Annotated in this window: 27 protein-coding genes and 2 pseudogenes; 19 read left to right on the top strand and 10 right to left on the bottom strand. The window is 69.9% G+C overall.

Translation table 11 applies throughout. The features are described 5' to 3' along the window. The first annotated feature begins 21 nt into the window (after positions 1 to 21). The 3 genes from wrbA (at position 22) to H8B22_RS10215 (ending at position 1,589) form a co-directional block, all read left to right on the top strand. Positions 22 to 612: an NAD(P)H:quinone oxidoreductase gene (gene wrbA, locus H8B22_RS10225; protein ID WP_187713614.1), complete on the top strand. Its 591-nt coding sequence runs from the start codon at positions 22 to 24 to the stop codon at positions 610 to 612. Then, positions 609 to 959 (top strand): DUF2069 domain-containing protein, encoded by a 351-nt coding sequence (locus H8B22_RS10220; RefSeq protein WP_187711327.1) that lies wholly within the window; start codon positions 609 to 611, stop codon positions 957 to 959. Before wrbA ends, H8B22_RS10220 begins: the two co-directional genes overlap by 4 nt. A 135-nt stretch (positions 960 to 1,094) precedes the next feature. Beyond that, positions 1,095 to 1,589, top strand: a complete 495-nt coding sequence (locus tag H8B22_RS10215; RefSeq protein ID WP_187711326.1) for an asparaginase domain-containing protein — start codon at positions 1,095 to 1,097, stop codon at positions 1,587 to 1,589. Positions 1,590 to 1,708: 119 nt separating this feature from the next. Here H8B22_RS10215 and H8B22_RS14870 read toward each other — a convergent pair. Both H8B22_RS14870 and H8B22_RS10210 read right to left on the bottom strand, forming a co-directional pair. Then, a pseudogene (locus H8B22_RS14870) lies at positions 1,709 to 1,939 on the bottom strand (proprotein convertase P-domain-containing protein); the annotation flags it as partial. Between the two features lie 132 nt (positions 1,940 to 2,071). After that, positions 2,072 to 3,802 (bottom strand): annotated as a pseudogene (locus tag H8B22_RS10210) (S8 family peptidase); the annotation flags it as partial. Positions 3,803 to 4,715: 913 nt separating this feature from the next. Between H8B22_RS10210 and H8B22_RS10205 the strand changes: the two are divergent. After that, the gene (locus H8B22_RS10205) at positions 4,716 to 7,640 is read left to right on the top strand and encodes a winged helix-turn-helix domain-containing protein (protein WP_187711324.1); all 2,925 of its coding nucleotides are present in this window, start codon (positions 4,716 to 4,718) and stop codon (positions 7,638 to 7,640) included. 67 nt (positions 7,641 to 7,707) lie between these two features. Here the strand turns inward: H8B22_RS10205 and sufT are convergent, their stop codons facing one another. After that, positions 7,708 to 8,265: a putative Fe-S cluster assembly protein SufT gene (gene sufT, locus H8B22_RS10200; protein WP_187711323.1), complete on the bottom strand. Its 558-nt coding sequence runs from the start codon at positions 8,263 to 8,265 to the stop codon at positions 7,708 to 7,710. A gap of 183 nt (positions 8,266 to 8,448) precedes the next feature. Between sufT and H8B22_RS10195 the strand changes: the two genes are divergently transcribed. The 5 genes from H8B22_RS10195 to H8B22_RS10175 all read left to right on the top strand — a co-directional run bounded on the left by H8B22_RS10195 (position 8,449) and on the right by H8B22_RS10175 (position 11,624). Continuing rightward, a complete protein-coding gene (locus H8B22_RS10195) occupies positions 8,449 to 8,889 on the top strand; it encodes a hypothetical protein (protein ID WP_187711322.1) in 441 nt (146 codons plus the stop codon). Between the two features lie 125 nt (positions 8,890 to 9,014). Further along, complete coding sequence (locus tag H8B22_RS10190) at positions 9,015 to 9,527, top strand: hypothetical protein (RefSeq protein WP_187711321.1); 513 nt, start codon at positions 9,015 to 9,017, stop codon at positions 9,525 to 9,527. Positions 9,528 to 9,591: 64 nt separating this feature from the next. Further along, a complete protein-coding gene (locus H8B22_RS10185; RefSeq protein ID WP_187711320.1) occupies positions 9,592 to 10,074 on the top strand; it encodes a hypothetical protein in 483 nt (160 codons plus the stop codon). A 37-nt stretch (positions 10,075 to 10,111) separates the two neighbouring features. Continuing rightward, positions 10,112 to 10,594, top strand: coding sequence for a hypothetical protein (locus H8B22_RS10180; protein WP_187711319.1), 483 nt, complete (start codon positions 10,112 to 10,114; stop codon positions 10,592 to 10,594). 127 nt (positions 10,595 to 10,721) lie between these two features. Continuing rightward, a complete protein-coding gene (locus H8B22_RS10175) occupies positions 10,722 to 11,624 on the top strand; it encodes a helix-turn-helix transcriptional regulator (RefSeq protein WP_187711318.1) in 903 nt (300 codons plus the stop codon). Between the two features lie 46 nt (positions 11,625 to 11,670). Here H8B22_RS10175 and H8B22_RS10170 read toward each other — a convergent pair whose 3' ends face one another. From H8B22_RS10170 to H8B22_RS10160, 3 genes are read right to left on the bottom strand one after another with little or no spacing between them, the layout of a single operon-like run. Next, the gene (locus tag H8B22_RS10170; protein WP_187711317.1) at positions 11,671 to 13,074 is read right to left on the bottom strand and encodes an NAD(P)(+) transhydrogenase (Re/Si-specific) subunit beta; all 1,404 of its coding nucleotides are present in this window, start codon (positions 13,072 to 13,074) and stop codon (positions 11,671 to 11,673) included. Beyond that, the gene (locus tag H8B22_RS10165) at positions 13,071 to 13,580 is read right to left on the bottom strand and encodes a hypothetical protein (RefSeq protein ID WP_187711316.1); all 510 of its coding nucleotides are present in this window, start codon (positions 13,578 to 13,580) and stop codon (positions 13,071 to 13,073) included. Before H8B22_RS10165 ends, H8B22_RS10170 begins: the two co-directional genes overlap by 4 nt. After that, positions 13,577 to 13,876 (bottom strand): NAD(P) transhydrogenase subunit alpha, encoded by a 300-nt coding sequence (locus tag H8B22_RS10160; RefSeq protein WP_187711315.1) that lies wholly within the window; start codon positions 13,874 to 13,876, stop codon positions 13,577 to 13,579. Before H8B22_RS10160 ends, H8B22_RS10165 begins: the two co-directional genes overlap by 4 nt. 153 nt (positions 13,877 to 14,029) lie before the next feature. On the opposite strand from H8B22_RS10160, the gene H8B22_RS10155 reads away from it, so the two are divergent. Genes H8B22_RS10155 through H8B22_RS10140 form a run of 4 tightly spaced genes read left to right on the top strand, consistent with a single transcriptional unit; the run spans position 14,030 to position 15,793 of the window. Further along, positions 14,030 to 14,377: a hypothetical protein gene (locus H8B22_RS10155; RefSeq protein WP_187711314.1), complete on the top strand. Its 348-nt coding sequence runs from the start codon at positions 14,030 to 14,032 to the stop codon at positions 14,375 to 14,377. Between the two features lie 21 nt (positions 14,378 to 14,398). After that, positions 14,399 to 14,956 carry an RNA polymerase sigma factor gene (locus tag H8B22_RS10150; RefSeq protein ID WP_187711313.1) on the top strand — a complete coding sequence of 186 codons (558 nt, stop codon included), beginning with the start codon at positions 14,399 to 14,401 and terminating at the stop codon, positions 14,954 to 14,956. Further along, positions 14,953 to 15,351 (top strand): hypothetical protein, encoded by a 399-nt coding sequence (locus H8B22_RS10145; RefSeq protein ID WP_187711312.1) that lies wholly within the window; start codon positions 14,953 to 14,955, stop codon positions 15,349 to 15,351. The genes H8B22_RS10150 and H8B22_RS10145 overlap by 4 nt, the downstream gene beginning before the upstream one ends. 4 nt (positions 15,352 to 15,355) lie before the next feature. After that, positions 15,356 to 15,793, top strand: coding sequence for a DUF3106 domain-containing protein (locus H8B22_RS10140; protein ID WP_187711311.1), 438 nt, complete (start codon positions 15,356 to 15,358; stop codon positions 15,791 to 15,793). Positions 15,794 to 15,909: 116 nt separating this feature from the next. Here H8B22_RS10140 and H8B22_RS10135 read toward each other — a convergent pair whose 3' ends face one another. Then, positions 15,910 to 17,043: an NAD(P) transhydrogenase subunit alpha gene (locus tag H8B22_RS10135; RefSeq protein WP_187711310.1), complete on the bottom strand. Its 1,134-nt coding sequence runs from the start codon at positions 17,041 to 17,043 to the stop codon at positions 15,910 to 15,912. Positions 17,044 to 17,208: 165 nt separating this feature from the next. Beyond that, positions 17,209 to 19,353, bottom strand: coding sequence for a DUF1631 family protein (locus H8B22_RS10130; RefSeq protein WP_187711309.1), 2,145 nt, complete (start codon positions 19,351 to 19,353; stop codon positions 17,209 to 17,211). A gap of 146 nt (positions 19,354 to 19,499) precedes the next feature. Here H8B22_RS10130 and H8B22_RS10125 point away from each other — a divergent pair, with 146 nt between their 5' ends. From H8B22_RS10125 to H8B22_RS10110, 4 genes are read left to right on the top strand one after another with little or no spacing between them, the layout of a single operon-like run. Beyond that, positions 19,500 to 20,084 (top strand): nitroreductase family protein, encoded by a 585-nt coding sequence (locus H8B22_RS10125; RefSeq protein WP_187711308.1) that lies wholly within the window; start codon positions 19,500 to 19,502, stop codon positions 20,082 to 20,084. Continuing rightward, positions 20,081 to 20,998 (top strand): 5'-3' exonuclease, encoded by a 918-nt coding sequence (locus H8B22_RS10120; RefSeq protein ID WP_187711307.1) that lies wholly within the window; start codon positions 20,081 to 20,083, stop codon positions 20,996 to 20,998. Before H8B22_RS10125 ends, H8B22_RS10120 begins: the two co-directional genes overlap by 4 nt. Positions 20,999 to 21,048: 50 nt before the next feature. Further along, positions 21,049 to 21,618 carry an NUDIX hydrolase gene (locus tag H8B22_RS10115; RefSeq protein WP_187711306.1) on the top strand — a complete coding sequence of 190 codons (570 nt, stop codon included), beginning with the start codon at positions 21,049 to 21,051 and terminating at the stop codon, positions 21,616 to 21,618. A gap of 37 nt (positions 21,619 to 21,655) precedes the next feature. Further along, on the top strand, positions 21,656 to 22,099 hold the full coding sequence (locus H8B22_RS10110; protein WP_187711305.1) for a hypothetical protein: 444 nt from the start codon (positions 21,656 to 21,658) through the stop codon (positions 22,097 to 22,099). Between the two features lie 14 nt (positions 22,100 to 22,113). On the opposite strand, the gene pip is transcribed toward H8B22_RS10110, so the two are convergent. Further along, positions 22,114 to 23,055, bottom strand: a complete 942-nt coding sequence (gene pip, locus H8B22_RS10105) for a prolyl aminopeptidase (protein WP_187711304.1) — start codon at positions 23,053 to 23,055, stop codon at positions 22,114 to 22,116. Positions 23,056 to 23,184: 129 nt separating this feature from the next. Beyond that, positions 23,185 to 24,030, bottom strand: coding sequence for a peptide chain release factor N(5)-glutamine methyltransferase (gene prmC, locus H8B22_RS10100; RefSeq protein ID WP_187711303.1), 846 nt, complete (start codon positions 24,028 to 24,030; stop codon positions 23,185 to 23,187). Positions 24,031 to 24,228: 198 nt separating this feature from the next. Between prmC and ahpC the strand changes: the two genes are divergently transcribed. After that, positions 24,229 to 24,792 (top strand): alkyl hydroperoxide reductase subunit C, encoded by a 564-nt coding sequence (gene ahpC, locus H8B22_RS10095; protein ID WP_187711302.1) that lies wholly within the window; start codon positions 24,229 to 24,231, stop codon positions 24,790 to 24,792. 305 nt (positions 24,793 to 25,097) lie between these two features. Next, entirely contained in the window at positions 25,098 to 26,687 is a 1,590-nt protein-coding gene (gene ahpF, locus H8B22_RS10090) for an alkyl hydroperoxide reductase subunit F (protein WP_187711301.1), read from the top strand. Positions 26,688 to 26,847 lie beyond the last annotated feature (160 nt).

Raw genomic sequence — 26,847 nt, 5'->3', positions numbered from 1 at the left:
AGTTTCGCCATGGACACCGCAATGCCCGAGATCCTGGTCCTCTACTACAGCCGCGGCGGTTCGGTCGCGCGACTCGCGCGCCTGGTCGCCCGCGGCATCGAGGAAGTCGATAGCATGCGCGCGCGCCTGCGCTGCGTGCCACCGGTCGCGGCGGTGACGCAGCAGGCCGCGCCGCCGGTGCCGGAGGACGGCGCGCCCTACGTCGAGAAGCAGGACCTGGTCGAATGCGTGGGCCTCGCCCTGGGCAGCCCGACCCGTTTCGGCAACATGGCCGCGCCGTTGAAGCACTTCATCGACGGCCTCGGCAGCGAATGGGCCAGCGGCACCCTGGTGGGCAAGCCCGCGGCGGTGTTCACCTCGACCTCGACCATGCACGGCGGCAACGAGACCACGCTGTTGACCATGCAGGTGCCACTGCTGCACCACGGCTGCGTGCTGGTCGGCATTCCCTACACCGAGCCGGCGCTCAACACGACGCGCACCGGCGGTACGCCCTACGGCGCCAGCCACGTCGCCGGCCTGCAGGACGACCCGCAACCGAGCGACGAGGAAGCCACGCTGGCGCGGGCGCTCGGGCGCCGGCTCGCCACCATCGCGGGGAAACTGGCATGAGCGTCTTCACCGGTCCGTTGTCTCGGCGCGTGCTGATCACCGCGCTGATCGCCCTCACCGGGCTCTACCTGCTGTGGTTCGGCGCCCTGCCCACGCCGTGGGCGGCGTTGCTGGTGTTCGCGTTGCCGCCGGCGGCGCTGGCCATGGCCGCGCTGCGCGGCTGGCGCCAGGCCGGCTTCTGGGCGGGCGTGCTGGCGCTGGGCTGGTTCAGCCATGGCGTCATGGCGGCGTGGACACGCGCGCCGGAGCGGTTGTTCGCCTGCACGGAGATCCTGCTGGCGCTGGTGGTGATCTTCGCCGCGAGCATTCCGGGGATGAAGGCGCGGTTTGCGAAGCCGAAGGCGTAGCCCTCGATACCGGCACGGCGGAGGCTCCGCTGTTCCCCGCCATCAGCCGCCCGCGCGGCTTATGCGATACCGGCGCTTAGGGTTCACCGCGGGCGGCCCTACAATGACGGCCCCGCACTCGCCACCAGCACCACCATGGACCAGCTCTGCGTCGTCACCACCGGCGGCACGATCGACAAGATCTACTTCGACGACAAGTCCGACTACCAGATCGGCGAGCCGCAGATCGGCAGCATCCTGCGCGAGCTGGGCGTGGCGTTCCAGTTCAGCGTGATCCCGATCATCCGCAAGGACTCGCTGCACATCACCGCCGAGGATCGCGAGCTGATCCGCGCCGCGATCGCCGCGCAGCCGGCGAAGCACGTGCTGGTCACCCACGGCACCGACACCATGGTGGAAACCGCCAAGGTGCTGGCCTCGCTCACCGACAAGACCATCGTGCTGACCGGCGCGCTGAGTCCGGCGCGCTTCCGTGGCTCGGACGCGGAGTTCAACGTCGGTTGCGCCGTGGGCGCGGTGCAGTCGTTGCCACCGGGCGTGTACATCGCCATGAACGGCCGGGTGTGGGATCCGCGCAAGGTGCGCAAGAACGTGGCGGCCAACCGCTTCGAGGCGATCGAGCCGGAGTAAGCAGGTCACGCGTCGGCAGAAGCCACGCCTGGATTCCCGCGACGGAGACAAAAAAAGACCCCGGCCATTGGCCGGGGTCTTTGCATTGCACGTCACTCGTTACCGATCGCGCGCGGCGATCAGAACGTGACGCTCCAGCTGTTGATGTAACCGGTGTCGCCGGCGGCGTTGTCGTTCACGCGCAGCTTCCACGTGCCGTTCAGCGCCTCGGTGGACAGGTTCAGCGTCACCGTCTTGTTGATGTTGTCGGTGCTGCTGCCGGTGCGGTTGTGGATGTTGTAGAGCGAGCCATCCGGCGCAACCAGGTCCACCTTCAGGTCGCCCTGGTAGGTGTGGACGATGGCGACCGTCACCGACGCGTTGCTCGGGGCGTTGCCGCTGCGGCCGGAGACCGTGATCGGCGAATCCACCGTGGCGTTGTCGGCGATGGTGTAGTCGGTGGTGTTGCTGTAGGTCTGCGCGCCGCCGCCACCGCCGGTGGTGTAGTCGCCGAGCAGGCTCACGCCCGAGAACGTCGAGTAGGCCTTCAGGTTGATGTAGTACGTGCCGGCCGACGGCGCCGCGAAGGTGCAGCTCTCGGCATTGCCGGACTTGTACGGACGGCAGTCGTACACGGTGTCGGTCGGCTCGCTGCCGAACTTCACGTACATGTCGGCGTCGCCGGTGCCGCCCGAGGTGGTGAAGGTCAGGTTGGTCGCGCCGGCCGGCACCACCATCGTGTACTTCACGTAGCCACCGGTCGCGGCGCCCAGGCCGGTCGCGGCCACGCCCTTGGTCAGCGTGCCGCCGGTCGGCGGCGGGGTGGTGCCGTTGGTGGCGTCGACGACGGCCTTGGCGTTGAGGATGCCGGGGCCGATCGGCTGCGACGGGGTCGACGGGAACGCGGTGACGTTGCCCTTGATCAGCGCTTCGACTTCCGCCGGGGTCTTCGGCGTGGTGGCGACGGCCTGGATCAGGGCGACGACGCCGGCGACGTGCGGGGTCGCCATCGAGGTGCCGTTGTACGAGGCGTAGGTCTCGGCGCCCGGCGTGGTGGTGCCGGCGTTGAGCGTGGACAGGATGTTCGAACCCGGCGCGGCGATGTCGATCAGCGAACCGTAGTTCGAGAACGACGAACGCGCGCCGGTGCTGGTGATCGAGGCGACGGCGATGATGTTGGCGCAGTTCGCCGGCGAGGCGTTCGACACGTTAGTGTTGTCGTTGCCGGCGGCGATCACCAGGGTGGTGCCGCGGCTGACCGCGCTGTTGATCGCGTTCTGCGTGGTGGTGCTGCAGGCGCCGGAGCCGCCGAGGCTGAGGTTGATCACTTCGGCCGGGTTGGCGTTGGCGGGCACGCCGCTGACGGTGCCGCCCGAAGCCCAGATCATCGCGTCGGCGATGTCGGAGTCGTAACCGCCGCAGGTGCCGAGCACGCGCGCCGGGACGATCTTGGCGCCGTAGGCGACACCGGCCACGCCACTGGCGTTGTTGGTCACGGCCGCGATCGTGCCGGCGACGTGGGTGCCGTGCCAGCTCGAGTTCTGCGCGGCATGGGTGCCGCCGCACTGGTTGGCGGTGACCCAGTCGCCCGGATCGCTCGGATCGCTGTCGCGGCCGTTGCCGTCGTTCGACACGGTGGTGTCGACGATGAAGTCGTAGCCGGGAAGGATGTTGGCGTTGAGGTCGCTGTGGTTGGTGATGCCGGTGTCGAGCACGGCGACGACCGCGCCGCTGCCGTTGGTCACGTCCCACGCCTGGTTGGCCTTGATGCCGTAGGTGCCCGAATAGCCCCACTGCTCGCTGTAGCGGGTGTCGTTCGGGGTCAGGTAGGGCTTGTTGAGCTTGTCGAGTTCGACATATTCGACGGCCGGGTCGGCGGCGATCTCGCGCATCAGGCTCTCGGCCTCGGCGCGGTCCAGCTTGCGGTCGGCCTTGACCACGTCGGCACCCAGCGCCATGCGGCGCAGGTGGCCGAGGGCCAGAGCCTTGCCGCCGGCGCCGGCGTGGGCGGCGCGCACGAGCGCGGCCTTGGCCTTGCCGGTGTCGGCGCCCTCGGCGGTGCCGGCGCGGTACTTCACGATGAAGCGGTCGTACTGGGCGCCGGATTCGAGGCCGGACAGGTTCAGGCGCTCGGCGGCGAAAGCCGGAGCGGCCATGGCGGACATACCGGAAACGACGACTGCCGTGGCGGCAGCCAGCGCATGCAGGCGCATGCGGCGGTGGGATACGGACATCAGGTAATTCCCTCTCTGATTTATGGATACCCGGCGTCCGGATTGGCGGAGCGCGGCGGGCGGCTTGACGGGCATTGAGATCGACCTGTGATGCGCAATCGACACGACCATCGCTTCCTGCCTGGCCGCCTGCTGCCGAAAGCTCACCCCACCGTCCTTGGTGGGACCAGCCACTACTGCACTTGCCACCGCCGCTGCTTCCGCTTCGATTGCCGCAGGCCGCGATCCCCATCGCGGCTTGCACCCGCTTCCACTGCAACGGTCCACAGCCCGGAGGCCGCGCAAGCGCGGCGCTCCGCCCCCTAGGAAAAGCCCCGGCTTGCGCCGGGGCGGTGCCTCGTCCTGAGGCGCGCATCCTTGCCGGACCCTCCGGGTCCTCCCTCCGCCATGCGGATTCCTGAATCGATTTCTTGCGCCGGTCGCCGACGCGCCCGGAACGGGCGCTCTGCGGATGCCATCGGGCGAGCGGGCGGAGCTTTCTGGGTGGCGCTGACTACCTCATCTGGTCCGGAGTTGGGCCACGACGGCCCCTGATCCGTCCGCTGGTCGGTGTCGCGTTGCGCCTGGGGCGCGCGGAGGCGGGAAGTGCCCCCTGCCCCCGGACTTGCATCTGGGGGCAGGGGTGCCGATCGGTGGGCCTCCGCTCGACAGGTCGATAAGAGGTCCCCGGCCCCCTTTGAGACCTTGTAGTGGCGCTCAAAAAAATCTCAAATCGCCCCGGAAAGGCGAATTGAAGCGGCTTTTTAACGGGTTCGTAACAAAAATCGGCTTGAACGCGGTTCCGCGCGGGGACCGGCCATCCCTCGCCGAAGGTCTATTTGCCGTTCTTGGCGGCAACCGTGCTGCGACGCAGCAAACGACGGCGCGCGCCAACGGTAGGATTCGCCCTCCGGCGGGTTCGAGAATCGACGTCTTGACTGATCCCACACAGCACCCCTGGCCCGCTGGAACGCGGCGCCTGCAGGTGCACGACGTCCAGATCGACCTGCGTTACCGCCGGGTGATCCGCCCCGACCAGGAAGCCGAACTGCCGCAGCGCATGTTCGACCTCCTGCTCGTCTTCCTGGCCGAACCGCAGGTGCTGCACACCCGCGCCGAGCTGTTCGCGCGCGTGTGGCCGGGCGTCATCGTCGAGGATGCGAACCTCTCCCAGAGCGTATGGATGTTGCGCAAGGCGCTGGGTGAAGCGCGCAAGCACTGGATCCGCACGGTCGCCAAGAGCGGCTACGTGTTCGAACCGCCGGCACCGGTGCAGGCCGTGGTCGAGGGCCCTGCGGCCGACGTCACTAATAAGGAATCGCCGCAGACGGGAACGACGCCCGCCGGGACGGCACCGGCTGAAGTCGCACCCACCGAATCGACGCAAAGCGAGCCCGCACACCCCGAAACAGCGCGCGCCGGACCCGCGGCGCCCTCCCAGCAGGTCCCGCCCACCCCGCCGCGCCGCCGCTGGCGCGTGGCTGCCGCCGCTGCCGTGGTCGTCGTGCTCGCGCTGGGCGCGACCGCCTGGTGGCTGCGCACGCGCGACCAGGCCGCCGAGGCGGCGCACGCGGAGGCGCTCGCCATCGCCCTGATCGACGTCGAGGACCAGGCCGCGCCGGAAGACGCGCGCTGGCCGGTGACGCTGCTGCATGCCTGGCTGGGCTGGAAGCTGGACAACCTGCCGGAAGTGACCCTGCTCACCGAGGCGCACCTCGCCGCCGAGTCGGAAGGCCGCTCGCCGCGCATCGTGTTCCTCAGCTCCGGCATCGACCCGGCCGATCCCAACCAGGTGTTCCTGCGCGCGCGCTACGACGCCGCCGGCCGCGAACAACGCCTGGAGAAGAAGGGGCCGCGCGCGCAGTTGCCGGCGATGGCCGACCAGCTGTCGCGCGAACTGCTGGCCCGGCTGGTGCCGGCACGCGCGGACGAACGCTGGCCGGCGCTGGCGATCGACACCGCCACCGCCAAGCGCTACGCCGAGGGCGTGGACGCGCTGGAACGCCGCGACTGGGTCGCCAGCTCGCGCATCTTCCAGGACGTCACCACGCGCGCCCCCGGCTTCGGCCTGGCGCATTTCCAATACGGCTACGTGCTGATGCGGCTCTCGCACGCGGCGCCGTCGGTGACGGAAACCAGGACCGCCATCGGCCTGCTCAAGCCCATCCCCGCCGACGTCGGCGCGGTGTTGCAGGCCGAGCTGCTGTCGCGCGATCCGCAGCAGGCCGCGGAGGCCGCCAAGGCCTACGGCGCACTCGCCGCGCGCCATCCCGAGAAGAGCGTGTTCGCGCTCGATCAGGCCAACATGCTGCTCAACGCGGCCAAGCCGGAGGAAGCGATTCCGCTGCTAAACCAGCCGCACTGGAGCCGCAAATCGGTCGGCACCCAGTTGCGCCAGCGCCTGAACCTGTCCTCGGCCTACCTGGCCCTGGGCGACGCGGTGCAGGCGCGCAAGCACGCGCTCGCCGCCGAACAGATCGCGCGCCAGGCCGGCGCGGGCTGGGAACAGGAAAGCGGCGAGGCGCTGCTGCTGGTCGCGCACGCCGACAACTACCAGTACGAGGAGAAGTCCGACCCGGCGCGCTACCTGCAGGCGGCCAAGCAGTTCGAGATCGCCGGCGACGACATGGCCGCGCTGTACGCGCGCTTCCTCGCCGAAAGCAACCAGCCGGCGCACGCCAGCGAAGCCGACCTGGACACCCTGCTCCTGCAGGCGCGCGAACGCGGCTACCGCCGGCTGGAAATCGACATGCTGCGGCTGGACGCGTTCCGCCACTACAGCCTCGGCGAACTCACCACCTACCGCGCACGCCTGGAGCAGGCGCTGGCCATCGCGCTGGCGACCGGCGACACCTTCGAGCAGCACGTGCTCGAGCTGTACCTGTTGAACGAGGACTTCATGCGCGGCCACTACGAAGACGCCGAACGCCGCCTGGCCAGCCTGCGCAAGGCCGGCCTGCAGGGCGACGGCGCGATCGTGGTGGCGCAATTCGACGCGATCCTCACCGCCAACCGCGGCGACTTCCAGGGCGCCGAAGCGGTGCTGCTCGCCGCCGAAGCGCGCGACCGCAAGGTCAACCCGGCCAAGGAGCAGTCGACCGCCTCGTCGCGCATCGCCTGCATGCGCGCCGACCTCAGCCTCGCCGGCGGCAACATCGACAACGCGCGCGCACTGTGGAAGGCCTGCGACCTGCTGCAGCAGCCGTCGACGCGGCTGCAGGCGCAGATCGGCAACGCCAGTGTCGACGTGCTCGCCGGCGACCGCAGCAGCGGCCTCAAGAGCCTGCGCGACGCGCTGACCCAGGTCGAAAAACAGGAAGACGGCCCGGACCGCTGGTTGAACGAACTGTGGCTCGCCACGCAGCTGACCCGCGCCGGCGACGCCGCCACCGCCGAACGCCTGAACCAGCGCGTGTTGCCGATGGCGGTGCGCACCGGCTACGAATGGATCCGCGCCATGGCCGAAACCGGCCTCGCCGAAAACGCCGCGATCCGCGGCGACTGGCAGGACGTCGAGCAGCGCCTGCGCATCGCCCGGCAACTGCGCGGCGCCAGCCTGTGGACGGTGCGCTACCGCCTCGCCGTCGTCAGCGCGGTCGCGGCGATGCAGCGCGGCGACGGCAAGGGCGCGCTGGACCTGATCACCACCACCTATGCCGAAGCGCAACGCCACGGCGACGTCGTGGCGCAGATGGAACTGCAGAGTCTGGTGCCCGCGGGCATGACCGTCGGCGAATGCAACGAGCGTTGCCGCACCGGCACGGTCGCGCGCACCGGTTTGCGCGGGGCGACGCTGGACTGGCTGGTGGTGCCGGCGAAGGTGGACCGGCAGGTGCTCGCGCGCAACGGCGTGCGCTGAGCCCGGTTGCGCTGGGCCGGCGCGCGGAGCCGGACAGGCGCGTGCGCATGGGGCGCACGCGGTGCGGTCACAGCATGCCGGTTTCCAGGCGCGCCACTTCCGACATCATGTCGCGGCTCCACGGCGGATCGAACACCAGTTCGACGTCGGCCTCGGCCACGGTCGGGATCATCTCGAGCTTGTCGCGCACGTCGGCGACCAGGATGTCGCCCATGCCGCACGCCGGCGCGGTCAGGGTCATCTCGATCTCGACGCGACGCTGTCCGGGTTGCTCCGGATGCGGCTTGACCGTGGCCGAGTAGACCAGGCCGAGGTCGACCACGTTGATCGGGATCTCCGGGTCGAAGCAGGTGCGCAGCTGCCGCCACACCATCTGCTCCACCGCGTCGTCGTCGGCATCGGCGGGCAACTCGAGCGGTTCGGGCGGCTCCTTGCCGATCGCATCGGCGTCGATGCCGGCGATGCGGAACAGGTTGCCTTCGACGAACACGGTCCAGCTGCCGCCCAGCGCCTGGGTGATGTAGCCGACGCTGCCGGCGGGCAACGAGACTTTCTCGCCCTGCGGGACGAGGACGGCGGCGCAATCGCGCTCGAAACGGACGGGTTCGCTGCTGCGGGAATACATGTTCAGGAGATCGGGGCGCGGCCGCGAAGGTACAAGGCAGGCAATTTTACGGCTTGTCGCGCCCGCCTGCCCCGGAACCGGCCAACGCCGGGCGCGACGCTTCGTTCCGCGACGCGCGTCCACGCCGCGCCAACCATTGGCCCACGCACGGCGGCGGAGGCAACGGCTATCCTTGCGCCCTTCATGTCCGTCCCTGCCCCCAAGCCCTCCCCCTCCTCGTCCGCGCGCTGGCTGACGTGGCCGTTCCGGCTGCTGATGCTGCTGGCGGCGTGCGCCGGTTTCGCCGCGATCTGGGTCGTGGTGGCCTGGTCGACCGGCAAGCAGTGCGGCTGGATGGTCCTGGTCGGCGCCCTCGACGTTGCCTGGATCCTGCGCCTGTCGGGCTGGCCGCGCGGTGGGCAACGGGCGCTGGTGGCCGCGCTGGCGACCGCGGCGATCGCGGTGCTCGCCAACTGGTGGATCATCGCGGTGCACCTGGGCGAGATGCTGGGGTTCGACCCGCTCGACTCGGCACTGCGCTTGGGAATGCAGCACGCCTGGCTGCTGGCGCAGCTGGCCAACAGCGCGTTCGACCTGGCGATGATCGCCGTCGCCATGGTGCTGGCGGCGCTGCTGTCGCGCTGAACCGCCCGCGGGTCGTCCGCGCGGGATTGGTCCGCTCGCACACGCATGAATTGGCACTGCCACGGATCCGGGCGGCGTGCAGGATTGAAGCGGGCATCCGGACGCCGGCCGGACAAGGAGATCCCATGCACGCGAGCGCATCGTTTTCCACGCCTTCCCCACTGCGCCACGCAGGCGCCGTGGCCTGGCCGATGATCCTGTGCGGCGGCCTCGCCATCGCCGCGACGGATCTCATCTATTGCCTGCTGTACTGGTCGCCACAGGGCGTGGCGCCGGCCCGACTCCTGCAGGGCATCGCGGCGGGCGCGTTGGGCGCGGCCGCCTTCGCCGGCGGCGCGGCGACCGCCGTGCTCGGTGCGGGCCTGCAGTGGCTGATCGGTAGCTGCTTCGTGCTCGCCTACGCCCTGGTCGCGACCCGCGTGGCGCTGCTGCGCGCGCATCCGCACCGCTACGGCATCGCCTACGGCCTGCTGTTGTACCTGCTCATGAACGGCGTGGTGCTGCCGCTCTCCGCCGCCCCTGCGCCGAAGCATCCACAGCTGGCGTGGATGCTGCTGAACATCCCGATGTTCGCGCTGTTCGGCACGATCGCCGCGCGCTTCGCGGTCGGTGCGCTCGGTCGCCGCGTTCGCGGATGAACGATCGACGCCGCACGCGACCCTCGACATCACGACCCTCGACGCCACCGATCGGAAGCGACGCATGAGCATCGCCGCTACTGCAACGCGCACGCCACGTGGGTGGCCCATCCTTGCCGGCGGCCTGGTCCTGGGCACGGCGGACCTCGTGTTCGCCTGCGGCTTCTGGGCGCTGGCGCGCGATGTACCGGCGCTGCGGATCCTGCAATCCATCGCCGCCGGCATCCAGGGCCCGGCGGCGTTCGCAGGCGGCGCCGCCAGCGCGCTGCTGGGATTGGCCTGCCACTACTTCATCGCGACCGCGATGGTGTTCGCCTACGCGCTGGTCGCCCGGCGCATGCCGGTGCTGGTGCAACGGCCGCTCGCGTACGGGCTGCCGTACGGATTGCTGCTGTACGTGCTGATGAGCCAGGTCGTGGTGCCGCTGTCCAATGCGCCGCAGCCAACAAAGGTCTATCTGCCGTGGGTGCTGGCCAGCATCATCGTGCACGCCCTGCTGGGCGTGGTCTGTGCGTGCTCCGCCCGCCGGGCGCTGCACGGTCGCTGACGCGCCACGGGGCCTGCCTCGCCACACGGAACGGCCCATGTCCACGTCATATCCCACGCATCACCGCGCCGCGACCCAGGTGTTGGCCGGCGGACTCGTCCTCGGCAGCCTCGACCTGGTCTACGCCTGTTCGTTCTGGGCCTGGCTGCGGCACGTACCACCGCAGCGCCTGCTGCAGTTCATCGCCTCCGGCGCGCTCGGCGACGCCGCGTTCCAGGGCGGCACCGCGACCGCGCTGGCGGGCACCGCATTCCACTACCTGATCGCCACGACCATGGTGCTGGCGTACTACCTCATCAGTGGCCGCCATCGCTGGCTGCTGCAGCATCCCGTGCGCTACGGACTGCCGTACGGGTTGCTGCTGTGGGCGGTGATGACCCACGTGGTGGTGCCGCTGTCGCTGGCGGAGCCGTCGACGAAACCGGTGATGCTCGCGGTGGTGACCAACTTCCTCATGCACCTGCTGTTCGGCGTGATCTGCGCCTGGTTCGCCCGCCGCGCGCACGGACTGGCGCGCTGAACGCGCAATTGGCTCCATCGAATCGGCCTGCAACTGGAACGGTTGCGCGCCGCGCGCGGGATTAGCCTGAACCTGTCGCGCGGCCGCGCATGTCCGGGACCAGGCTGTGATTGCGGAATTCCATCGCTTGCAGGCAGCGCAGCTGCTCGACCTGGCGCGCGCGGAGGCCACCACGGCGAACCCGTCGAACCTGCATCTGATCCATGCCGGCCCGACCGGTTCGCAACTGCGCCTGCCCGCCGGCTGGCTGTCGGTGTGGAGCGCGTGGCGCGGCCGCGTGGCGCTGCAGTCGCCGCGGGGTCGCTGGTCGCTGCGCGGCGGCGAACTGCTGCTGGCGGACGAAGGGCCGCTCGACGCCTGCAGCGATGCGCCGTCCGCGTACCTCGTGCTCGCCGCACCGAACCGGGCCTGGCGCAACCTGCTGGAATCCATCGCGCTTGAACCCGCGGCGGAAACCGGCGAACTGCTGGTCGGGCAAGGCGCCTGTCCACGCAACGTGCAGCGTGGGCTGGTGCACATGGCCCGCGGGCTCGGCCGTGGCGCCGCGGAAACATCGCTGGCGCCGCTGCTGCGCGCCTTGCTGGACGAACAACGCGAACTGCGCGCGCTCGCCGCGCGCTGCAACGGCCGCACCGCGCGCCGGCGCCTGGCAACGCTGCAGCGGCTGCAACGCGTGCGCCAGCTGATCGAACGCAGCGAGGATCCGCTCGACCTGGCCGCGCTGGCGCGCAACGCCAGCTATTCGCCGTGGCACCTGATGCGCATGTACCGCGAGGTTTTCGGCGAAACACCCAGCGGGCACCAGGCCCGCCTGCGCCTTGCCCGGGCCTGGGCGCTCGTGCGCGACAGCCGCCTGACCGTGTGCGAGATCACCGAACGGCTCGGCTTCGAGAGCCAGAGCGCGTTCTGCCGCGCCTTCAAGAGCGCCTACGGATTGACCACGACGCAGGTGCGGCACCTGCCCACGACGGCCGCGCATGCACGCCCGTCACGCGCACGCCTGCACAGGCGATGGAGCCAGACCGCGTAGGTTGGGTTGGTGAGCCAACCCAGCCTAGGGCTACCGCTTGCCGGGGTCAGTGGCCGCCGTCCAGCGCCTTCAGCTCGCTCACCAGCGCGGCGACCATGCCGGCGCCGTCGCCGAACAGCATGCGGGTGTTGTCGGCGTAGAACAGCGCATTCTCGATGCCGGCGAAACCGGTGCCCTTGCCGCGCTTGATCACGATGGTGTTCTTCGAATTCACCACGTCGAGGATCGGCATGCCATAGATCGGCGAAGCCGGATCGGTCTTCGCCACCGGGTTGACCACGTCGTTCGCGCCGATCACCAGCGACACGTCGGTATTGGCGAACTCGGGGTTGATGTCGTCCATGTCGGCGATCAGGTCGTAGGGCACGCCGGCTTCGGCCAGCAGCACGTTCATGTGCCCGGGCATGCGGCCGGCGACCGGATGGATGGCGAACTTCACCTTGACCCCGCGTTCGATCAGCTTCTGCGTGAGCTCCCACACCTTGTGCTGCGCCTGCGCCACGGCCAGGCCGTAGCCGGGCACGATCACCACGCGTTCGGCGTAGGCCATCATCGCGGCGACGTCGCCGGCCTCGATCGGCTTCTGCGCGCCGCCGATTTCCTGCATCGCCCCGCTGCTGCCGCCGAAGTTGGAGAACAGCACGTTCTTGATGCTGCGGTTCATCGCCTTGGCCATCAGCCGCGTCAGCAGCATGCCCGCCGCGCCGACCATCGTGCCGGCGATGATCAGCGCCTCGTTGCCCAGCACGTAGCCTTCGAACGCGACCGCCAGGCCGGTGAAGGCGTTGTACAGCGAGATCACCACCGGCATGTCGGCGCCGCCGATCGGCAGCGTCATCAGCACCCCCAGCGCCAGCGCCAGCACGAAGAACGCGACGATCCACGGCATCGCCAGCGTGGTCAGCGCCATCACGCCTGTGGCGATCGCGGCCAGCGCGACCAGCGCGTTGAACCACTGCTGGCCCGGGAAGGTGTAACGCTTGTCCATGCGCCCGTCGAGCTTGGCCCAGGCGATCACCGAACCGGTCAGCGAGACCGCGCCGATCAGCGCGCCGATGACGGCGAGCGCCAAGGTGAACGTCGACGGCAGCGCCTCGCCGGGCGCGGCTTCGCCCATCGACAGCCGTACCAGTTCCACCGCACCGATCGCCGCGGCCGAACCGCCGCCCATGCCGTTGAACAACGCGACCATCTGCGGCATGTCGGTGATCGCCACCTTCTTGCCCCAGACCCAGTTCAGTCCCACGCCGATCACGATCGCCGCGATCATCAACCCGATGTTGTGCAGGCCCGGCAGGAAGAAAGTCGCCACCGTGGCGATCAGCATGCCCACGCCCGCCCACTGGATGCCGCTGCGCGCGGTCTTCGGGCTGGCCATGCGTTGCAGGCCGAGCAGGAACAGCGTCGCGGCGACGAAATAACTCAGCTTCACCAGCGTCAATGCGCTCATGCGTGGCTCCCTTCCGGCGACGACGCGGGTTGCTTGTCCAGTCGATGGTGTTCACGCATCTCGATGGCGGTCTTGAGCACCCCCACCATGCCCAGGCCGAAGGCGACCAGGCCCAGGGAGAGCTGGTTCACCACGGTGCTGGCGGCCATGTAGGCGCCCACCAGGCCGACCAGCATCGCGCCCAGCGCATAGATGCCGAGCAGCACCAGCATCCAGCGGCCCTTGCGCGGGTCCCGCCACACCCGGCGCGACATCTCGTTCTGGGTCCTGGTCGGGTCCTGCAACGAAGACAGGCCGATGCCGATGCCCGCGTACAGCAGCAGATAGTTCCAGTCGTCGTAGACCGGCGACCAGCCGGTGGCCTTGACCGCAGCCACCGACCAGCCCGACCTGGCGGCATACCCGAGCGCCACCAGCAGCGCCGGGTACTGCAGGTAACTCAATCCCTGGAAGGCATCGCGGACCGAAAGGCGCGAAAGCGCCGGCACGGCAAGCGCGCCGCTCACTTGTCACCTGCCGGCGGCTTGCTGCTCTTGAACATCTCCAGCATGCGTTCGGTGACGACGTAGCCGCCGGCCGCGTTGCCGGCGCCGAGCAGCACCGCGACGAAGCCGATCAGCTTCTCCAGCGTGGTGTCGGCGTGGCCGAGCACGACCATCGCGCCGATCAGCACGATGCCGTGGATGAAGTTGGAACCCGACATCAGCGGCGTGTGCAGGATCACCGGCACCCGCGAGATGATCACGTGGCCGGCGATCGCCGCCAGCATGAAGATGTACAGCGCTGTCAGCCCTTCGGTCATGCGGTGTGCCCCCAGGTCGCGTTCGTCCCCATCATAACGATCCCTGAATGCAACGGCTGCCGTGTCAACCGGCGACCGGGTCACGCGTTTTCCCTCGTGCAGGCCGACACAACCCCGGCGCATCCCGCGCCCTGCCGGCCCGAGGACATCCACATGAAGGCATTGCTGGGCATGACGTTGGGTCTGGGGCTGTGGGCCGCGAGCGCTGCAGCCGCAGCGGGCGACTTCGGTGATCGCGTCGACCACCGCATGGATCGCAGGGGCGAGCACATCGAACACCGCCTGGACCGCAAGGGCGACCGCATCGACCATCGCCTCGATCATCGCGCCGCGCACGCCGCCGCCCATGGTCATTACCAGAAGTCATACCGGCTCGACCGCAAGGGCGACCGCATCGACCACCGCCTGGATCGCCGTGGCGAACTCGCCGAGGCGCGCTGGGACCGGCGCGGCGACCGCTTCGACCGGCGCTGGGACCGGCATTCCGGCCGCCATCACTGAGACCGGTGCATGCTGGAGCGCATGACCTCCGCCGCGGACAGCCCGGCCGCCGCCCCGCCCGCCTTCACCGCCGAGGCGGCGACGCTGGAGCAGTTCCTCGCCGGCATCGCCACGCGCGCGCTGCGCTTCGCCGAGGGCGGCCTGCGCCACCGCGAGGACGCGCGCGATGCGGTGCAGGACGCGATGACACGGATGCTCGGCTACCGCGACCGTCCCGCTGCGGAATGGACGCCGCTGTTCTGGAGCGTGCTGCGCAGCCGCATCGTCGATGCGCAGCGACGCGGCCTGCTGCGCCTGCGCTGGCTGTCGCCGCCGACGGATGCGGAGGAAACGGTCGACTGGGCCGACCCCGGCGGCGATCCGTCGCAGCGGCAGGAGGACCGGCAGGCCTGGGCCCGCATCGTCGATGCCCTGCGCCGCCTGCCGCAACGCCAGCGCGAGGCCTTCACCCTGCGCATCTTCGAAGACCTCGACGTCGCCACCACCGCCCGCGTCATGGGCTGCAGCGAAGGCGCGGTCAAGACCCACCTCTCCCGCGCACGGGATGCATTGCAGCGTTACCTGGAGGACTTCCGATGACTACCGGCCACGACCACGCCGGCCACGAGCATGCCGGCCACGAGCACGACCGCTTCGACGCGCGCCTGCGCCATGCGCATGCGCAGGCCGTCGACAGCGTGTCCGCGCGCACGCTATTGCAACTGCGGCCGCAGCGCCCGGCGCCGCGCGCACTGCACTCGCGCCTGCACGCATGGCCACTGGCGGCGACCTGCGCCGTCGCGCTCATCGCCGGCGGAGTGTTCCTGCGCCATCCGGGCTCCGGCACGCCGCCGACGCAGGCCACCGCACCGGTCGCCGTGGAGTCCGCCGCCAGCGACGGCGACACCGGCGACGTCTACGCCACGCTCGACGAATCGCCCGACCTGTACCTCTGGCTCGCCTCGAACGACACCGACAACCTTGTTACGGAGTAATCCGATGAAACCGCTTCGCCACGTCTTCGTCCTGTCCCTGCTGCTGTGCGCATCCGCCTTCGCCCAGGGCGCGCCGGACAGCAGGCCCGCCCCCGCGGCACGCGCCTACCCCGCCTGGGAACAGCTCAGCGTGGCCGAGCGCGAGATGCTGCTCGCGCCGGTGCGCGAACGCTGGAACAGCAACCCGGAACAGCGCGCGCGGATGATGGAGCACGCGCAGCGCTGGCAGACCATGAGCCCGGAGCAGCGCAAGCGCATGCACCGCGGCATGAAGCGCTGGGGCCACATGTCGCCCGAACAGCGCGACCACGCGCGTGCCCTGTTCGGCGAGATGCGCAACATGACCCCGGAGCAACGCCAGGACCTACGCGCGAAGTGGAAGGCGATGACGCCGGCGGAGCGCGATGCATGGATCAAGGCGCATCCGGCGCCGCCGCGCTGAGCGTTGTCGCCATGTGCAGAAGCAGAAGGGCGGGGATTTCCCGCCCTTCGCGTTTGTAGAACGGCCTTACCGGCTATTGATAGCCGCGCGTTGGTAACCGCGCACGCTGCGACGCGTTACGCGGCGACGCCGGAAGAATCCGGCGGGCGCGGCCACACCGTCTTCGCCAGCAGTTCGTCGTTCCAGTCGAAGGCGAGCGCGCCGTCCTTCACGAACAGGCTGGCGAAGTTCAACAGGTTGCGGGCGTACATCTCGCTCGCGTGCACCGCGCCCATGCTCGCCAGGTCGAGCGGCCCGGCGACCACGACCCCGTTGTCGCTGCCGATGGTTTCGCCGGGGCGGGTCAGTTCGCAGTTGCCGCCGGTTTCCGCGGCCAGGTCGACGATCACGCTGCCCGGCTTCATGCCCGCGACCATCGCCGCGGTGACGATCTTCGGCGCGGGCCGACCGGGCACCGCCGCGGTGCAGACGATCACGTCGACGGTCTTGAGGTGCTCGGCCAGGCGCTGCTGCTGCAGCGCGCGCTCCTCGTCGGTGAGCTGGCGCGCGTAGCCGCCTTCGCCCGCGGCGCTGACGCCGAGGTCGAGGAACTTGCCGCCGAGCGATTCGATCTGTTCGCGCGTTTCCGGGCGCACGTCGAAGCCTTCGACCTGCGCGCCCAGGCGCTTGGCGGTGGCGATCGCCTGCAGGCCGGCGACGCCGGCACCGACGATCAGCACCTTCGATGGGCGGATCGTGCCCGCCGCCGTGGTCAGCATCGGGAAGAAGCGCGGCGCAAGCTGGGCGGCGATCAGCGTCGCCTTGTAGCCGGCCATGCCCGCCTGCGAGCTGAGGATGTCCATCGCCTGCGCGCGCGTGGTGCGCGGCAGGCGTTCGAGCGGGAACGCGAGCACGCCGCGCGATTCGATCGCCGCGGCGCGCGCGGCATCGGCCTGCGGCGCGAGCATGCCGACCAGGGCGGCGCCCGGCTTCAGCTGCGCCAGCACCGACGCCGCCGGCGGCTGCACGCACAGCACCACGTCGGCGTTGTCCAATGCCGCGGTCGCGTCATCGACGAGCTGCGCGCCGGCACCGGCATAGGCCTCGTCGGTGAAGCCGGCGGTGAAGCCGGCGCCACGCTGCACGCGCACCTGCGCGCCCAGCGCCGCGAGCTTCTTGCAGGTCTCCGGCGTGGCGGCGACGCGGCGCTCGCCCGGCGCGGTCTCGCGAGCCACTGCAATGGTGATCCCCTGCCCCGCTCCTGCCGTCATGCCGCGCTCCGCATCGGATATCCACGGCATCCTAACCAAAAGGCGGCGACGCGTGCGATCGATGCCGGCCGTGATGACGACTGCGCATGAGCGTCGCCATCGGCCGCAAAAACGAAACGGAGCGGCAAGCCGCTCCGTCCGTGGGTACTACTTCTGTCGCCGTGCTCAGGCGGCCGCGCGCGTGAGCCGGTCGCGCAGGTGGCGGATGGCTTCGTCGGTCGGCGCGCGCTCGGCACCGACCTGCAGGCGTCCGGCCTGCGCCAGCGCGGCCAGTTCCGTTGCCGAAGCAACCAGCACGCGCAGGCCGCGGCGGTTGACCAGCAGGAAGCGCCCGGTCATCGGGCTGATCCAGGCGACCTTGACCGCAACCGCCTGTCCCGCCGGATCCAGCAGGCGCAGCCATTCGCCCGGCAGCAGGCGGCGCATGCGCGCGGCCACTTCCGGATCGTGCGCCACCGTCGCGGTGCCGCCGGCCAGCCACAGCGATGCGTCTTCGGTCGCGGCTTCCTCGTCGATGACGGCGGCGGGCGCGGCCGGCACGTCGCGCGGGGCGTCCGGCAGCGCGAGCGCGCGGACCAGTTCGCTCAGGCGCTGCATCGCCGCTTCCTCGTCCAGGCCGGAACTGGCCAGGCAGTGGGTGAGCGCGTCCTGCAGCGACAGCAGGCGATCGGCCAGGCGGCGGCCCTCGGCGCCGGTACGGGCGAGGCGATCGGCATCGAGCAGCGCGTCGCCCAGGGCCAGGGTTTCGCTGTGGCGGGTGGAACCGGCGCCGTCGCGCAACAGGGTCTGCACCAGGTGATGGCGCCACGGCTGCGCGAGGAACTCGCCCACCGGGCCGGTCATCGGCTCGGCGAACAGGTGATGCAGCACCTGGTCGGCCTGCGTGCGTGCCTCGCCGAGGCGCTCGCGACCGAAGGTGGCCTTGGCGGCGCGCGCTTCCTGCAGCTCGACGCGGCGGCGGTGCTGCTCGAGCAGCGCTTCCAGCTCCGCGTGCGCCAGCCCGAACACCGCGAGGTCTTCGTTGTAGTCGGCGACGATGCGCTGCGAGATCGCCGCGCAGCGTTCGATCAGTTCGCGATCCTGCGGCGTCGCCGCGGCGTTGCCTTCGCAGGCCTCGGTGATGGCATCGAGCAGCTTGCGCGCCGGATGCTCGCGCTGCACGAACAGGGCGTTGTCGTTGAGCGCGACCTTCACGTACGGCATCACCAGGCGGCCGTAGAGGCGGCGCGCGTGGTCGAGCAGGGCGTAGCTCTGGAACAGCGATTCGAACAGCATGCCGACCAGGTCGATGGCGTCGTCCTGGTCCGCGCTCATGCGGGTGTGGTCGGGGTTGTGGCCGAGGCGACGCGCGCCGTCGACCAGGTGCTCGCGGATGGCGTAAGCGACCTGCCCCGGCTGCCCGCCGAGCGCGCGCACGAACACATCCGGCGATTCCGGCTGCAGCAGCGCGACCACGCTGGTGAGTTCCTCGCCGCGCAGCTCGCGCCGCGGCAAGGCGTTGAGCGCCTCGGCGTGGGCGTGGCCGGGCAACTGCTGGCGCCACGCGTGCAGTTCCGTGCGCAGCTGCGCGAACTGCTCGGCGATGCGCGGATCGACCGCGCGCGGGCGGCGGATCTCCTGCACCAGGTCGTGTTCCTGGTCGCGGCGCGCGACCTGCACGTCGCGCGGCGGCAACGGCCGCGGGCCCTGCACCGGCGTACCGAAACCGGCGCTGGCCAGCAACTGGTTCACGCGCGTGTACAGGTCGCCCAGCACGCGGGCGAGTTCCTGTTCGTAGGCGCGGAACATCAGCGGCTGCAGCTCGTTCGGCATCTGCGCGTCGCGGAAGGTCTCGATGAAGGCGCCGGCGAGGCGGCCCGCGCCGATCGGGTTCGCGCCCGGCTGCATCTGCAGGGCTTCGGCGAGCTTGTCCAGGCGGGCGTTCATGGTTTCCAGCGCCGGGGCGAAGCGGGTTTCGATCGCGTCGGCCAGCTGCTGGCCGGCGAGGTGGAAGGCGAGCTGGTTTTCCGCGACCAGCGACAACGGCAGGTCGCCGCGGTTGCGGATGCGCAGCGAACGGAAGTCGTCGAAGCCCTGCGCGACCTGCTGGCGGTAGCGCATCACCAGTGCCGCCGACTGCTGGCGTAGCTTCAGCAGCGCCTGCAGTTCCACCGGGCGCGACAGGCCGCGCTGCGAGGAGTCGTGCAGGGTGAACTCGACCGGCGCGAACAGGCCACTGGGCACCGCGCCCAGCAACTCGACCGAGATGCGCTTGACCTCTTCGAGGACGCGCAAGGGGTCGCTGCGCCCGGAAGCGCCCTGTGCGGCCATGCCAGGAGGATAATCAGACGACACGTTCCACCTTCCCCTAAGTACCGTCGTCGCCGGGCGACTCACCGAGCGACACTTTGCGACGTTTTCAGCAGCATAGTGTCGGAATTTGTCAGCTTGCGACCCTAATTTTGGAAGTGTGATCAATGTCCCAAAACCTCCTGGACGACCGGCTCGCCGACCTCGACCGGCGGCGCTCGGTGCCGTCCAAGCAATTGGCCGAGCCGGGCCCCGACCCGACCACCCTGCTGCGGCTGCTGCAATCGGCGGTGCGCGTGCCCGACCACGGCAAGCGCGTGCCGTGGCGCTTCCTGTCGATCCAGGGCGAGGCGCGCCACGTCCTCGGTGAACGCCTGGCCGCGCGTGGCCGCGAACGCGACCCGGAAGCCGGCGAAGCCGCGATCGAGAAGGACCGCCTGCGCTTCTCGCACGCGCCGCTGGTGATCGCGGTCATTGCGCAGCTCGGGCCGGACGAGAAGATTCCCGAACAGGAACGCCTGCTCAGCGCCGGCTGCGTCTGCTTCGCCCTGCTGCAGGCCGCGCAGGCCGCCGGCTTCGGCGCGCAATGGCTGACCGGCTGGCCGGCCTACGACGGCGAAGTCACGCGCTGGCTCGGCCTGGCCGCGCACGAGCACATCGCCGGCTTCATCCACATCGGCACGCCGAAGCTCGACGCGCCCGAGCGCGAGCGACCGGATCCGCACGCATTGCTGGAAGAATGGACGCCATGACCACGGTCGATGCCGCACCGCGCCCGCTCTACCTCGTCGACGCCAGCATGTACGTGTTCCGTGCGTGGCATTCGATGCCCAACGAATTCACCGACGCCGACGGCTGGCCGACCAACGCCGTGCACGGTTTCGCGCGCTTCCTGCTTGAACTGCTCGACCGCACGCGTCCGCAGCACATCGCGATCGCCTTCGACGAAGCGCTGGATTCGTGCTTCCGCAACACGCTCTACCCCGCCTACAAGGCCAACCGCGACGCGGCGCCGGACGAACTCAAGCGCCAGTTCGCGCATTGCAAGGCGCTGTGCATCGCCCTGGGATTCGCGGTGCTCGCGCACAACGACTACGAGGCCGACGACCTGATCGGCTCGGCGCTGGTGCGGCAGCGCGCGCACGGCTACCGCGGCGTGATCGTCTCGGCGGACAAGGACCTCTCGCAGCTGCTGGCCGAACACGACGAACAATGGGACTACGCCCGCGACCAGCGCTGGGGCGCGGACGGGGTGAAAGCTCGTCAGGGCGTGCACGCGCACCAGGTGGCGGACTACCTCGCGCTGACCGGCGACGCCGTCGACAACATCCCCGGCGTGCCCGGCGTCGGCGCGAAGACCGCGGCGGTGCTGCTCGCCCACTTCGGCTCGCTCGACGCCCTGCTCGCACGCATCGACGAGGTGCCGTTCCTGCGCCTGCGCGGCGCCGCGGGCGTGGCCGTGAAGCTGCGCGAGCACCGCGAGCAGGCACTGCTGTGGCGCCGGCTGACCACGATCGCGCTGGATGCGCCGCTCGATGCCGGCCACTTCGAGCGCGGCAACGCCGATGCGCAGATGCTGGGCATGCTGTGCGAAGCCCTGCGCTTCGGCCCGATGACGCGCCGCCGCCTGCACGCCGCGGCCGGAGTGGAGTACGCGGCTGCGTGAAGCCACCGCGTCGTCGCAGCATCGACATCCGGGCGCGGTAGCATCGGGGCATGAGCCAGCTCCTGCACGAAACCCGCGACCACCCGACCGAAACCCTCTACGACGGCCAATGGCTGCGGCTGAAACGCCGCGGCCACTGGGAATACGCCGAGCGCAGCCACGGCAACGGCATGGCGGTGATCATCATCGCCGCCACCCCTGACGACCACGTGCTGTTCGTCGAGCAGTTCCGCGTGCCGCTGGGCAAGCGCACGATCGAGATGCCGGCCGGCCTGGTCGGCGACGACCACGCGCACGACACACTCGAATCCGCCGCGCGGCGCGAACTGATCGAGGAAACCGGCTGGGACCCAGCCAAGGTCGAAGTGCTGCTGGTCGGCCCGACTTCGGCCGGCATGAGCAACGAACGCATCGCCTTCGTCCGCGCCAGCGGACTCACCCGAGTGGGGGATGGCGGCGGCGTCGATGGCGAGGGCATCACCGTGCATGCCGTGCCGCGCACGCAGGCGCCCGCGTGGTTGATGCAGAAACAGCGCGAGGGCTTTGAGCTCGACCTCAAGCTATGGGCCGGGCTGTGGATGCTGGAACGCGATCCCGACGGCAGCGCGCGCGTTTTGTAGGCGTATGCTCGCCTCCGACCGTCGCATCGGAGGGGCCATGGACAAGACCGCACTGCGCAACGCGCTGCTCGCATTGGAACGGCATGAACTGCAGGCGGCGCGCGAGGCGTACGCCGACTACCTGGCCGGGTCGAAACCGGACCGCGCCGACACCGAGGACGACCAGGACCACTCGCTTGCCGTCGAGGACGCGGAACTGGCGCAGGGCCTGGAAGGTCCGCTGCAGGCGGCGCAGGACGCGATGGCGCGGCTGCAGGCGATCGACTTCGCCCCGCGCACCACGGTGGCGCCGGGCGCGGTGCTCGAACTGGGCGGGCAGCGCTTCGTCGTCGCGGTCGCGACCCAGCAATTCAAGGTCGGCGCGCAGACCTACATGGGCATCTCCACCGAATCGCCGCTGTACCGCGCCGCCTATGGCAAGGCCGCGGGCGACACGGTGGAGTTCGCGGGCCGGCCGCACCGGATCGACCGGATCGACTGACCGCGGCGCGACCGCTACGCGAAGCGTTCGGTCGCCGCCACCAGCGCGTCGATGTTCTCCAGCTCGAACGCGGAATGCCCCGACGCCGGAGTGATGACCAGCTCGCCCTTCGGCCAGGCCTTGTGCAGGTCCCACGCGTTCTGCACCGGGCAGACCACGTCGTAGCGGCCGTGCACGATCACGCCCGGGATGTCCTTGATCCTGTGCGCATCGCGCAGCAGCTGGTCCTCGACTTCGAAGAAACCGCCGTTGACGAAGTAGTGGTTCTCGATCCGCGCGAACGCCAGCGCGAACGCCGCGTCCTCGTGGCCGGCGACGAAATCCTGATCGACGTGCAGGAAGCTGGTCGCGCCTTCCCACACGCTCCACGCGCGCGCGGCGGCCAGGCGCGTGGCTTCGTCGCTGGAGGTGAGGCGGCGGCCGAAGGCGGAGATCAGGTCGTGGCGCTCCACCGGCGGGATCGCGGCGATGTAGTGCTCCCACGCATCCGGGAACAGCCGCGACGCGCCCTCCTGGTAGAACCACTCCAGCTCCCAGCGGCGCAGCATGAAGATGCCGCGCAGTACCAGCTCGGTGACGCGCTGCGGATGGGTTTCGGCGTAGGCCAGCGCCAGCGTGGAGCCCCACGAGCCGCCGAACACCTGCCAGCGCTCGATGCCGAGCTTCGCGCGCAGCTTTTCGATGTCGGCGACCAGGTCCCAGGTGGTGTTGTCGACAAGGTCGGCGTGCGGCTTGGAGCGGCCGCTGCCGCGCTGGTCGAACAGCACGATCCGGTACTTCGCCGGGTCGTGGAAGCGGCGCATCTTATCGCTGCAACCGGCACCCGGGCCGCCGTGCAGCATCACCACCGGCTTGCCGTTCGGGTTGCCGCACTGCTCGAAGTAGAGCTCATGGCGGCCGTCGACCTGGAGCAGGCCGGTCTCGTACGGCTGGATCTCGGGAAAGAGCGTGCGCATTGCGACGGTTCCGTCTTCGCGGGAGGGAAAGGAAAATTCTAGCGTGTGGCTCCCGACGCGTTCGCGCCGGGACAACGGTTCGGTGCCGACGATTCGTCGTCCCTCTGCAGGATTGACGGCAAATGGCGGCTAGACCGGCTTGCGTCCCAGCGTGACCCGGTCGCGGCCTTCCAGGTCGCGCTCGGTCGCCACCTCGACGAAGCCGGCCGCCAGCAGCAGGCCGCGCACGGCAGCGCCCTGGTCCCAGCCGTGCTCCAGCAGCAGCCAGCCACCGGCTTGCAGGTACGCAGGCGCTTCGGCGGCAATGCGGCGGATCGCATCGAGGCCGTCGGCGCCCGAACCGAGCGCCGCCGCCGGTTCGAAACGCAGGTCGCCCTCGCCCAGGTGCGGATCGTCCAGCGCGATGTAGGGCGGGTTGCTGGCGATGAGGTCGAAGCATTCGCCGGCCAGCGGCGCGAACCAGTCGCCTTCGCGGAAGCCGACGTTCGCCAGCCCCAGCGCCTGCGCGTTCGTGCGGGCGACCGCCAGCGCCTGCGCGCTCGCATCGCTGGCCAGCACCTGCGCGCGCGGACGCTCGTGCGCCAGCGCCAGCGCGATCGCGCCGCTGCCGGTGCCGAGGTCGGCGACGCGCAGCGCGCGCTCGATCGGCAGGCGTTCGAGCGCCAGCTCGACCAGCAACTCGGTCTCCGGGCGCGGGATCAGCGTTGCCGGCGTCACTGCCAAATCGAAGCGCCAGAAACCGCGGCGCCCGGTGAGGTAAGCCACCGGCTCGCCCTGCGCGCGGCGTGCGACCAGCGCCGCGAAGGCCGCGGCGACGCCGTCGGGCACTGGATCGTCGCGGTGCGCGAACAGCCAGCTGCGCGGCCGGTCCAGCACGTGCACCAGCAGGAATTCGGCATCGACGGCATCGATCCGCGCGCGCGCCTCCTGCAGCAGGGCATCGAGACGGCGGGCAACGGGCACGGGGGCATTCATCCGCGCATGGTAGCGAGCCGCCGCTGGCGGCCGGCGCCGGGCGCCCCGGGGCGCCATGTGCACGGGCGGTCCATCCCCTGGGCTTCGATAGGCAACGACTATTGCATCAATCGCATCAATCGAATTGCTCAATTCGATTGCCAAACCTAGGATGGCCACTCCTTTCCCACCCACCCCTCAATCAGGACGAAACCACGCATGTCGTTGATCAACACCCAGGTCCAGCCGTTCAAGGCCACCGCCTTCCAGAGCGGCGAGTTCATCCAGGTCTCCGAAGCCAGCCTCAAGGGCAAGTGGTCGGTCGTGATCTTCATGCCGGCCGCCTTCACCTTCAATTGCCCGACCGAAGTGGAAGACGCCGCCAACCACTACGCCGAATTCCAGAAGCTCGGCGCCGAGGTCTACATCGTCACCACCGACACGCACTTCTCGCACAAGGTGTGGCACGAGACCTCGCCGGCCGTGGGCAAGGCGCAGTTCCCGCTGGTCGGCGACCCGACCCACCAGCTGACCCGCGCGTTCGACGTGCACATCGATGAAGAAGGCCTGGCCCTGCGCGGCACCTTCATCATCAACCCGGAAGGCGTGATCAAGACCCTGGAAATCCACGACAACGCCATCGCCCGCGACGTCTCCGAGACGCTGCGCAAGCTGAAGGCCGCCCAGTTCGTCGCCAGCCACCCGGGTGAGGTCTGCCCGGCCAAGTGGAACGAAGGCGCCAAGACGATCAAGCCGTCGCTCGACCTGGTCGGCAAGATCTGATCGTTCCGACTGTTCCCACTCACGCTTGCGGCGCCCGTCGGGTGCCGTGACGCGAGTGGGCCGGAGCGGGGGCGTTCGCGCCCCCGCGCACCGGATGCTTGCACCAGCGGCTGCGCCGCGAATCAGCAGGCGTGCGAGGCGTCAAACGCGCCGCACGCGCTCGGGAAGTGAGCTCCCTCCCCCGCTCTTCTTCCCTCTGCGACGCAGCCGCTCCTGCAAGCACCTGGCTGCATGCGCCGTCGCCTTGCGCGACGTCCCGCCATCCGCTTCGCCCTCCCCCTCTTTCTGCCCCTCGTGGAGTTGCCATGCTCGACGCCGACCTGAAGACCCAACTGCAGGCCTACCTGACGCGACTGCAGCAGCCGATCGAACTCGTCGCCTCGCTCGACGACAGCGAAACCGCGCGCGAACTCGAAGCCCTGCTGCAGGACATCGCCTCGATGTCCGACAAGATCGGCTACCGCCGCAGCGACGACGACGCGCGCAAGCCGTCGTTCGCGATCGTCCGCGTCGGCACCGACATCGACGTCCGTTTCGCCGGCGTGCCGCTCGGCCATGAATTCACCTCGCTGGTGCTGGCCCTGCTGCAGGTCGGCGGCCACCCGCCGAAGATCGAGGCGGCGCTCGCCGAACAGGTGCGCGGGCTCGAAGGCAAGTTCCAGTTCGAAACCTACATGTCGCTGCACTGCCAGAGCTGCCCGGAAACGGTGCAGGCGCTCAACCTGATGAGCGTGCTGAATCCGAACATCACCCACGTCGCCATCGACGGCGCGCTGTTCCAGGACGAGGTGCAGGCGCGCGAGATCATGTCGGTGCCGACGATCTTCCTCAACGGCGAACTGTTCGACGCCGGCCGCATGTCGGTGGAGCAGGTCGTGGCCAAGCTCGACACCGGCGCCGCGGCGCGCGCGACCGAGCAGATCGCCAACAAGGACGCCTTCGACGTGCTCGTCGTCGGCGGCGGCCCCGCCGGCGCCGCCGCGGCGATCTATGCCGCGCGCAAGGGCATCCGCACCGGTGTCGCCGCCGAGCGTTTCGGCGGCCAGGTGCTGGACACGATGGCGATCGAGAACTTCGTGTCGATGTCCTACACCGAAGGCCCGAAGCTGGCGGTGGCGCTGGAGCAGCACGTGCGCGACTACGAGGTCGACGTGATGAACCTGCAGCGCGCGGCCAAGCTGGTGCCGGCGCAGACGCCGGGCGGTCTGGTCGAAGTGCAGCTGGAAAGCGGCGCCTCGCTCAAGGCGCGCTCGGTGATCGTGTCGACCGGCGCGCGCTGGCGGCAGATGAACGTGCCCGGCGAAGACCAGTACCGCAACAAGGGCGTGGCCTACTGCCCGCATTGCGACGGCCCGCTGTTCAAGGGCAAGCGCGTGGCGGTGGTCGGCGGCGGCAACTCCGGCGTGGAAGCGGCGATCGACCTGGCCGGCATCGTCGCCCACGTCACCCTGATCGAGTTCGACGGCAAGCTGCGCGCGGACGAGGTCCTGCAGCGCAAGCTGCGCAGCCTGCCCAACGTCGACGTCGTCGTCAGCGGACAGACCACGCAAGTGCTGGGCGACGGCAGCAAGGTCACCGGCCTGCGCTACACCGACCGCAACAGCGGCCAGTCGCATGCGATCGAGCTCGACGGCATCTTCGTGCAGATCGGCCTGCTGCCGAACACCGAATGGCTGAAGGGCGCGGTAGAGCTGTCGCCGCGCGGCGAGATCGTGATCGACGACCGCGGCGCCACCTCGGTACCGGGCGTGTTCGCCGCGGGCGATGCCACCACCGTGCCGTACAAGCAGATCGTGATCGCGGTGGGCGCGGGTTCGACGGCGGCGCTGAGCGCGTTCGACCACCTGATCCGCACGTCGGTGCCCACGGAAGAGCTCGCCGAAGAAGCGGCCTGATCGCCGTGTCTTCCTCTTCTCCCCGCTGGGCGGGGAGAAGATGCCCGCAGGGCAGACGCCCCGAAGGAAGCACCCTTGGGGTGTGAGGGGCGGCGAGCGCAGCGAGTTGTTTGTGCTCTTGTGGCAACAGCAACAGCCGCTCGCTGCGCTCGCTTCCCCT

Origin of the sequence: Lysobacter terrestris (assembly GCF_014489475.1) — a bacterium.
GTDB classification, from domain to species: Bacteria; Pseudomonadota; Gammaproteobacteria; order Xanthomonadales; family Xanthomonadaceae; genus Agrilutibacter; species Agrilutibacter terrestris.
The sequence above is the reverse complement of the archived record's forward strand: the minus strand, read 5'-3'. Positions and strand labels throughout refer to the sequence as shown.

Bases quoted from the DNA above. Each gene is read 5' to 3' on its own strand.
- wrbA (WP_187713614.1), top strand. From the start codon at position 22: ATGCCCGAGATCCTGGTCCTCTACTACAGCCGCGGCGGTTCGGTCGCG.
- H8B22_RS10220 (WP_187711327.1), top strand. From the start codon at position 609: ATGAGCGTCTTCACCGGTCCGTTGTCTCGGCGCGTGCTGATCACCGCG.
- H8B22_RS10215 (WP_187711326.1), top strand. From the start codon at position 1,095: ATGGACCAGCTCTGCGTCGTCACCACCGGCGGCACGATCGACAAGATC.
- sufT (WP_187711323.1), bottom strand. From the start codon at position 8,265: ATGTATTCCCGCAGCAGCGAACCCGTCCGTTTCGAGCGCGATTGCGCC.
- H8B22_RS10195 (WP_187711322.1), top strand. From the start codon at position 8,449: ATGTCCGTCCCTGCCCCCAAGCCCTCCCCCTCCTCGTCCGCGCGCTGG.
- H8B22_RS10190 (WP_187711321.1), top strand. From the start codon at position 9,015: ATGCACGCGAGCGCATCGTTTTCCACGCCTTCCCCACTGCGCCACGCA.
- H8B22_RS10185 (WP_187711320.1), top strand. From the start codon at position 9,592: ATGAGCATCGCCGCTACTGCAACGCGCACGCCACGTGGGTGGCCCATC.
- H8B22_RS10180 (WP_187711319.1), top strand. From the start codon at position 10,112: ATGTCCACGTCATATCCCACGCATCACCGCGCCGCGACCCAGGTGTTG.
- H8B22_RS10170 (WP_187711317.1), bottom strand. From the start codon at position 13,074: ATGAGCGCATTGACGCTGGTGAAGCTGAGTTATTTCGTCGCCGCGACG.
- H8B22_RS10160 (WP_187711315.1), bottom strand. From the start codon at position 13,876: ATGACCGAAGGGCTGACAGCGCTGTACATCTTCATGCTGGCGGCGATC.
- H8B22_RS10155 (WP_187711314.1), top strand. From the start codon at position 14,030: ATGAAGGCATTGCTGGGCATGACGTTGGGTCTGGGGCTGTGGGCCGCG.
- H8B22_RS10150 (WP_187711313.1), top strand. From the start codon at position 14,399: ATGACCTCCGCCGCGGACAGCCCGGCCGCCGCCCCGCCCGCCTTCACC.
- H8B22_RS10145 (WP_187711312.1), top strand. From the start codon at position 14,953: ATGACTACCGGCCACGACCACGCCGGCCACGAGCATGCCGGCCACGAG.
- H8B22_RS10140 (WP_187711311.1), top strand. From the start codon at position 15,356: ATGAAACCGCTTCGCCACGTCTTCGTCCTGTCCCTGCTGCTGTGCGCA.
- H8B22_RS10135 (WP_187711310.1), bottom strand. From the start codon at position 17,043: ATGACGGCAGGAGCGGGGCAGGGGATCACCATTGCAGTGGCTCGCGAG.
- H8B22_RS10130 (WP_187711309.1), bottom strand. From the start codon at position 19,353: ATGGCCGCACAGGGCGCTTCCGGGCGCAGCGACCCCTTGCGCGTCCTC.
- H8B22_RS10125 (WP_187711308.1), top strand. From the start codon at position 19,500: ATGTCCCAAAACCTCCTGGACGACCGGCTCGCCGACCTCGACCGGCGG.
- H8B22_RS10120 (WP_187711307.1), top strand. From the start codon at position 20,081: ATGACCACGGTCGATGCCGCACCGCGCCCGCTCTACCTCGTCGACGCC.
- H8B22_RS10115 (WP_187711306.1), top strand. From the start codon at position 21,049: ATGAGCCAGCTCCTGCACGAAACCCGCGACCACCCGACCGAAACCCTC.
- H8B22_RS10110 (WP_187711305.1), top strand. From the start codon at position 21,656: ATGGACAAGACCGCACTGCGCAACGCGCTGCTCGCATTGGAACGGCAT.
- pip (WP_187711304.1), bottom strand. From the start codon at position 23,055: ATGCGCACGCTCTTTCCCGAGATCCAGCCGTACGAGACCGGCCTGCTC.
- prmC (WP_187711303.1), bottom strand. From the start codon at position 24,030: ATGAATGCCCCCGTGCCCGTTGCCCGCCGTCTCGATGCCCTGCTGCAG.
- ahpC (WP_187711302.1), top strand. From the start codon at position 24,229: ATGTCGTTGATCAACACCCAGGTCCAGCCGTTCAAGGCCACCGCCTTC.
- ahpF (WP_187711301.1), top strand. From the start codon at position 25,098: ATGCTCGACGCCGACCTGAAGACCCAACTGCAGGCCTACCTGACGCGA.